General features: G+C 64.4%; 2 protein-coding genes and 1 pseudogene. 2 read left to right on the forward strand and 1 reads right to left on the reverse strand.

Translation table 11 applies throughout. The features are described from left to right. A partial coding sequence (locus J1M64_RS18970; protein ID WP_206475205.1) for an AraC family transcriptional regulator ligand-binding domain-containing protein occupies nt 1-503 on the reverse strand: 503 nt, incomplete at its 3' end. Nucleotides 504-624: 121 nt separating this feature from the next. On the opposite strand from J1M64_RS18970, the gene J1M64_RS18975 reads away from it, so the two are divergent. Both J1M64_RS18975 and J1M64_RS18980 read left to right on the forward strand, forming a co-directional pair. Then, nucleotides 625-945, forward strand: a complete 321-nt coding sequence (locus J1M64_RS18975) for a 2Fe-2S iron-sulfur cluster-binding protein (RefSeq protein WP_007628312.1) — start codon at nt 625-627, stop codon at nt 943-945. Nucleotides 946-962: 17 nt separating this feature from the next. Beyond that, a pseudogene (locus J1M64_RS18980) lies at nt 963-1,768 on the forward strand (cytochrome P450); the annotation flags it as partial.

Here is a 1,768-nt window from a genome sequence, read left to right on the forward strand (position 1 = left end):
CTATGCATGGTCACCTCCGACGCGTCGTCGACCAGTCGGTCGACCAACCGCATGAGGGCGAGTCCGCAGTAGGTGACGGCGAGACAGTCCAGGTCGGGGTCTGCCGCGTTCCCGGTGAGCCGGATCGTCAGGTCGTCGCGCTGGGGATCGGACTGGGTGGTGACGGCCTCGGTGATCACGGGAAGATAGGTCAACAGCTGAACGACCTGGGCGACGGTTCCTGCGCTGACCAGCGGCACGCTCAACGGCCCGAAGGACGTGAGCTGGGCCTGTTCCGCGCAGGCGATCCCCAGCTTCGTTGCCTGCTCGGCATCGAGGTCCGGGTAGACCTCGCGAAACCACCGCAGCGGTGCCTGCTCCTGGGTCCGGATCAGAGACAGTTCCCCGGTTCCCTCGCGCGCCATGATGGCACGGAACTGCTCGGCACTGTCCGGATCGATCGCCGGACTGGCCAGCAGCTGCGCGAAGGCAAGCGCTGGGACGCCCGGCTCGCTTCTCTGCACAGCGCTCCTCACGTGACCCGATCTCACAGCAGGATGACACGATTCAACATGGTCATCGCCGATATCAACGACAATACTGGAGAAAATGTCGATGACGTAGTCAATAGTGAGGGAGTTGTAGATGACAGTCGTTACCTTCGTGTCATACGACGGGGAGAAGCACGAGGCGCCCATCGAGGAGGGCTGCTCGCTGATGCAGGTCGCCACGAACAACGCCATTCCGGGCATCGATGGTGACTGCGGCGGAGAGGCCGCATGCGGCACCTGCCACGTGATCGTCGATTCCGCCTGGGCCGCCAAGGTCGGCCCCTCCGGCCCGGAGGAGGAGGAGATGCTGTCGATGAACCCCGAGCGAGAGCCGACGTCGCGGCTGTCGTGCCAAGTCCAGGTCTCCCGGTCATGGGACGGCTTGACCGTGCAGTTGCCTGAATTCCAGATGTAACAGGAGGTGTTGACGAGATGAAGATCCCTGACGCAGTGAAGACGAAGGTCGACGCCGCCATACCCCTGGATCGCCAGGTCCAGGCCGCGCACCTCTACGACAAGAGCCGACGTTGGTTGACGGGCACGAACGGGCAGAAGATGTTCGTCGAACGCCCGATCCCGCCGGTCGAAGAACTCGCGCTCGAAGACATCGACCTCAGCAACCCCTTCCTGTACCGACAGGGGCAGTGGGCCCCCTACTTCGAGCGCCTGCGTAACGAGGCCCCGGTGCACTACCAGCCCAACAGTCCGTTCGGGCCGTTCTGGTCGGTGACGCGGCACGCCGACATCATCGCTGTGGACAAGAACCACGAGGCCTTCTCCGCCGAGCCCCTGATCGTCATCGGGGCGCCGCCGCGGTTCATGGACATCGCCATGTTCATCGCCATGGATCCGCCCAGGCACGACGTTCAACGGCGCGCCGTCCAAGGCGTGGTGGCTCCCAAGAACCTGCGCGAGATGGAGGGCCTCATCCGGGAGCGCGTCAGGGACGTCCTGGACAACCTGCCCGTCAACGAGCCTTTCGACTGGGTGAGGACGGTGTCGATCGAGCTCACCGCGCGCATGCTGGCGACCTTGCTGGACTTCCCCTACGAGCAGCGCCACAAGCTTGTCGAGTGGTCGGACCTGGCCACCTCCATGGAGCAGGCCAATGGAGGGCCCTCCGACAACGACGAGCTGTTCAAGGGCATGGTCGACATGGCGCGTGGACTCAGCGCACTGTGGCATGACAAGGCCGCCCGCCTGGCGGAGGGAGAAGAGCCGGGTTTCGACCTGATCAC

The sequence above is a fragment of the Dietzia sp. KRD202 genome (genome assembly GCF_017168155.1).
GTDB classification, from domain to species: domain Bacteria; phylum Actinomycetota; class Actinomycetes; order Mycobacteriales; family Mycobacteriaceae; genus Dietzia; species Dietzia kunjamensis.

Coding starts and splice junctions, on each gene's coding strand:
- J1M64_RS18975 (WP_007628312.1), top strand. CDS start 625: ATGACAGTCGTTACCTTCGTGTCATACGACGGGGAGAAGCACGAGGCG.